Origin of the sequence: Shouchella shacheensis (assembly GCF_001484965.1) — a bacterium.
Taxonomy (GTDB): Bacteria; Bacillota; Bacilli; order Bacillales; family Bacillaceae_D; genus Shouchella; species Shouchella shacheensis.
The window spans coordinates 1-5,141 of record NZ_LLYY01000064.1; the positions used below are offsets into that span (position 1 = coordinate 1).

General features: G+C 48.3%; 6 protein-coding genes. 3 read left to right on the forward strand and 3 right to left on the reverse strand.

All coding sequences use genetic code 11. From position 1 onward, the window contains the following. Positions 1–255 precede the first annotated feature (255 nt). Positions 256–684: a RelB antitoxin-like protein gene (locus tag AVZ68_RS19305; protein ID WP_059106209.1), complete on the forward strand. Its 429-nt coding sequence runs from the start codon at positions 256–258 to the stop codon at positions 682–684. A gap of 491 nt (positions 685–1,175) precedes the next feature. On the opposite strand, the gene AVZ68_RS19315 is transcribed toward AVZ68_RS19305, so the two are convergent. From AVZ68_RS19315 to AVZ68_RS19325, 3 genes are read right to left on the reverse strand one after another with little or no spacing between them, the layout of a single operon-like run. Then, positions 1,176–1,946 carry a tyrosine-protein phosphatase gene (locus AVZ68_RS19315; RefSeq protein WP_059106211.1) on the reverse strand — a complete coding sequence of 257 codons (771 nt, stop codon included), beginning with the start codon at positions 1,944–1,946 and terminating at the stop codon, positions 1,176–1,178. A gap of 21 nt (positions 1,947–1,967) precedes the next feature. After that, complete coding sequence (locus AVZ68_RS19320; protein ID WP_059106212.1) at positions 1,968–2,663, reverse strand: CpsD/CapB family tyrosine-protein kinase; 696 nt, start codon at positions 2,661–2,663, stop codon at positions 1,968–1,970. Between the two features lie 18 nt (positions 2,664–2,681). After that, a complete protein-coding gene (locus tag AVZ68_RS19325) occupies positions 2,682–3,383 on the reverse strand; it encodes a YveK family protein (RefSeq protein ID WP_059106213.1) in 702 nt (233 codons plus the stop codon). Positions 3,384–3,599: 216 nt separating this feature from the next. On the opposite strand from AVZ68_RS19325, the gene AVZ68_RS19330 reads away from it, so the two are divergent. Further along, a complete protein-coding gene (locus AVZ68_RS19330; RefSeq protein ID WP_059106214.1) occupies positions 3,600–4,517 on the forward strand; it encodes an LCP family glycopolymer transferase in 918 nt (305 codons plus the stop codon). 219 nt (positions 4,518–4,736) lie between these two features. Continuing rightward, positions 4,737–5,096 (forward strand): type II toxin-antitoxin system Phd/YefM family antitoxin, encoded by a 360-nt coding sequence (locus AVZ68_RS19335; RefSeq protein WP_059106215.1) that lies wholly within the window; start codon positions 4,737–4,739, stop codon positions 5,094–5,096. Positions 5,097–5,141: the final 45 nt, after the last annotated feature.

Sequence of the window (5,141 nt, forward strand, 5' to 3'; positions counted from 1 at the left end):
TTACGCTGGTATTCGTAGGAATCCCCCACTTCAAACAGGCCGTTAGGTCGTTAAGTGGTGGGTAGTTCAAGATTTCGTAATAATATCATTATAACATGCCTCTCCTCTCAAAAGATAAACGCTCAATACCCGACCGCACGTTGAGGGTATAGTTTTTCTCTTCTGTGGAAATCCTTGAAATAGAATGTACGTTATGCACATACTATACACTACGTGCATATGTATGATACTATGGAGGTGAAAGAGGTGATTCATATGCAAAAGACACTTACTGCCACACATGTTCGCAGAAATTGGGGACAATTTAATGATGATGTCGTCCGCAAAGGTCCCCGTTTTGTTAAACGAAACCGTGACTCGTGGGCTGCACTGAGCTCTGAGCACCTTAAAGCTGCTTTTTCTCAGTTCATGTTTGATGCTCACTTCACTCGAGAAGAGGACGGATCTTTTACTGTTACATTAAAAGGCTTTGATCTCGTAGAGAATGGAGACACAGAAGAAGAAGCGATTGACTTGATTGCTGAAGAGCTGATTGAGTATGCGAAAGAATATCAAGATGAGTTTACTACCTATTTTAACGCACCGAATCGTCGTGAACACTTCCCTTTTATCCTAAATGTGTTGGCTCAAGACAGTGTAGACGAAGTGAAGGACCTTATTAGATGCCCAGTTGGCGAGAAATAGAACGTTTTTGTCGTAGGGATGGATGGCAAGAATATAAAACAAAAACCCACCATTATTATTTTCGCAAACAGCTGGAAAATGGTAATTTTAAGCGGGTCAAAGTGTCCAGAGGAACAGGGGAAGTCCGTGGTCACTTGTGGAAAGAGATCTTGAAAAAACCACTTCAAGTGACAGAAGAAGAATTTAATCGGATCAAATGAAAGTCGGTTGCCTTATTGGGTGCCGGCTTTCATTGATTTCTCTCCTGAACGTTAGCATCACACTTACCAGGACAAAAGTGAGTAAGACACTCGACTTTCGGACACAAAAAATACACCTTGATGGTAAAAGGGAATTCCGACAGGAGGAGCTCTCTTTCAGACAGGACCGAGCGTCAACCCGCCAAGAAGAGCGACACCCTCACGACAAGAAACACCCCCACCCCACGGTTCTTCCCTTCTCTCCCCCAAGCAACACAAAAAGGACGGCCCCCTCCACGAGAGCCATCCTCATCAAAAAATCCCAAACAACCGCTTTTTCTTCTTCCGTACGGGTTCCGGCGGTTCCATATAAACATGCTTGTCCTCCGCAATCAATTGAGCGTTCTCTCGCATCATAAAGACCGTCTCTTTGCCGTACAGCTTCTCCACTTCATTCCATGCTTCACGGAAGCGGAATGTGCGCCCACCGACGTTATGGGCATCGGAAGCGATGACATGGACGAGGTTGGCTTCTAGCAGCTGTTGGCTGAAGATCTTGATGTCTTTTCCGAGATGACCTGTGAGGCTTGAGGTTGTCAGCTGGGAGAGCGCTCCGTTTTTAATCAACTCATAGAGTTTGTCGGGCTGTTCCTTGAAGACGTTGTTCCGCTCGGGGTGGGCAATGACGGGAATGTAGCCTTCCGAACTAAGCTCATAGAAGAGACGGGAGGTGTATGCAGGGATCTGGCTTGTCGGGAATTCCACGAGCACGTATTTGCTGTCGGCAAGAGAGAGCGAGTCACCGGCGGAGAGGTCTTTGGTGATCTCTCCGTACAGGCGCACTTCCTGCCCCGTCTTGATGGTAAGCGGAATGCCGTATTCTTGTATTCGTGCATTGAGAACCTCCACCGCTGAGCGAACGGAGGCGCCATCGTTTTGAAAATGCGGGTGCTGATGATGAGGAGTCGCCACAATGGTAGAGATGCCTTCGCCTACCGCCGTCTCCGCCATCTCAAGGCTCGTCTTCATCGAATCGGCCCCGTCATCCACGCCTTGCAGAATGTGACAATGCAAATCAACCATTGATCTTATCCCTTTCATTGCTTAATAGTAATAGTACGTTTTTTCATCCACAGGCTTATTGTTCAGAACGACCCCTAGAATATTGGCGTTGACTTTGAGAAGGTTTTCCTTCGTCTTCTCGATTTGTTCACGGTCGGTTTTTCCGCTTGAGGTGACAATGATCGTTCCATCGACTTTATTTGACAAAATTTGTGCATCAGCGACCGCCATCACTGGAGGTGTATCCAGAATGACAATATCGTATTCCGCGGACGCTTGATGCAAGAGCATCTCCATCATTTTCGAACTTAAGAGCTCTGCCGGGTTCGGAGGGATCGGACCGCACGTCAGGAGCTCGACGTTCTCAATGCTTGTGTTCTGAACGACGTCCTCCAGCTTCTGCTGGCGGGAAAGCACATTCGTCAGCCCGCGGGTATTCATCATGCCGAATGTGTAATGCGCGGTTGGCTTGCGCATGTCGGAATCAATCAGAAGAACGCGTTGCCCGTTCTGCCCCATCACCACCGCGAGGTTCGATGCGGTGGTCGACTTCCCTTCCCCGGGTCCGGCGGAGGTGACAAGCAATGTGTTGATCTCCTTGTCAATCGCGGAATACTCAATATTGGTGCGAATCGTCCGGTACTGCTCGGCAATCGGCGAGTGCTTGTTCACATCGGCGATCAGCTGCCGTTTTTGTTGATTGACGGGGGGTTTTCGTTTTGTCGTGGCGCGTGCCATCTTCTCACCTTCTTTCGCTTACGATGTTTGCTTGTGAATCGTTTCTGCATTGTCCATATTGGAGACGGCGCCAAGAATCGGCAACTCCAACACATGTTCAATATCCTTTTCCGTCTTGATGGTCGTATCTAAGTATTCAAGCAAGAACGAAAGCCCAACGGCTGCCATCGCCCCCACCACAAAGGCAATCGCCATGTTCAAAACGGGGTTTGGACTCACAGGGGACGGATTCTCCCCCAGCTCGGCTTCGGAAAGAATGCTAACATTGTCCACACTCATGATCTCTGGAATGTCGTTCTCAAAGATAGCCGCAATCGTATTGGCAATCGTCACCGCTTGCTCCGGTTGCCTATTCTCCACCGTGATCGTCACCACTTGGGATTCGTTTTCATTCCCAACGCTGACCATATCGACAAGTTCACTGTAGTTCAGGTCTAGGTTCGCTTCCTCAATGACTTCGTTTAGAATCGCTGGACTATTGATAATATCGCTATAGGTATTAATAATTTCTACATTGGTTCTCAAGTCCTGCTGGGTAAATGTCCCTTCAGACCCGGATTGATTGACAAGGATTTGCGTCGAACGCTCATACATCGGCGTCAATACGAAAAAGCTTACAACGGCCGCTACAGCCATGGCAACCATGGGAATGACGACCAGCAGCTTCCATCGCTGTTTCAGTGTCTGAAAGATTTCCTTCAGACTAATGGTTTCCTCCATCTAGCTCGAACCCTCCTATGAAAATATATAAGTATGTAGTGCCCTTAAGGATTATATCATAGTTTTAAAACAATTTTGGGGTAAAATTCGCTTGTACGCATGGATTTTTGTGTATATAATTAAGTCTTAGCAAGTCATGCCCTTATCTATACGGATGTTAATGCCTCAATGGTAAGCGTTTTGTTATGATTCCCCTGAATGGAGGAGCGTTTGCGTATGAAAAAAGCAATAAAGATTATTTCCCTTATTGTCGGCGTCCTATTTCTCGCAGCGATAGGCGTTGGATGGTATTTATACAGCCAGGTCAGCGGCGCGGCCGACCGGATGCACAGTCCAATTGAAGGACGAGAGGGCGGCTCTGAGCGGAGAGATACCCAGATCTCCTCCGGCGACCCGATGTCCGTACTCATCGCCGGCATCGACGCCCGCCCCGACGAAGGACTCACCGGCCGCTCGGACTCGATGATCCTCGTCACCGTCAACCCGAACCAGGAATCGATGAAGATGCTCAGCATTCCTCGTGACACGCGCGCAGAAATTGTCGGACACGGCACTACGGAAAAAATCAACCATGCCTATGCTCATGGCGGGGCCGGCATGGCGATGGACAGCGTGGAGAACTTGTTTGATGTGCCGATTGATCACTTTGTCAGCTTGAATATGGAAGGCTTTGAGACATTGATCGATGCGCTCGGCGGGATTCGAGTGAACAATGAGTTTGAATTCTCCAATGAGGGGTACCAATTTTCGGAAGGCGAACAATTCCTGAACGGCTCCGAGGCCCTCGCCTACACGCGCATGCGCTATGAAGACCCGCGCGGCGATGCCGGCCGTGCCGCCCGTCAACGGGAAATTGTCGAAGGCGTGATCGAAGAAGGCGCGCAGTTCAGCTCGGTTACACGAGCTGGCGATATTCTCGATATCCTTGGCGACTCCGTCAAGACCGACCTCTCTTTGAATGAGATGTGGGATTATCAGTCGGACTATCGCTCGGCGGTGGGAACGACGGATCAGATCGAAGTGGCCCATGACGGAGCCAGGCTGGACGACGGACTCTGGTACGCGATTGTGCCGGATGAAGAGATTGCTAGAGTCAGAGCCGAGCTTCGGGAACATCTGGAGCTTGAAGTGTAGAAGTGGAGAGACCGCTAGCCCGAGGGGGGTGGCGGTCTTTTTGTGTTGGGAGGGGGGAGCACGGGGGCTTAGGCTTTGGTTGGTCGTCGCTAATACCAAGTAAAGCGCAGATTATATTACGAATGATCATACGTACTTTTATGCTGTACATTTATCCGCATTTTCAGTAATGCTATTATTAGATCTCGCATATACTATAAAAAGAAAAGGAGCATGATCATGGGAGTTGATACAATGGAAAAACCGCTGTTCACTAAAAATCAGATTGTACCTGCCACTACAGCAAGCAAAAGCTTTTCAGAAGTTAGGAAAAAGGCAGTTGTTGAACCACAATTTATATCTGATCACAATGAAATAAAAACTGTTGTCATTGACTACAAGGACTACGAGAAGTTATATTCAGAACTAAATGAGCTCAGAGAATATGTGTGGGAGATGAAAGTTCTTAGTCGAATTAAGCAATCTGACGAAAAAGTGATTAAACCGGTCCCCTTCACTACTCACATGTCCGATAAAGAGCGGAAAGAGTTTGAAGAACTTGACCCCGATCTAATTGTAGATGAGGATTTATTCGATTGACAACTCCCACGCCTAAAGGCGCAAGCGTGATCCCTCTCGGTCTTC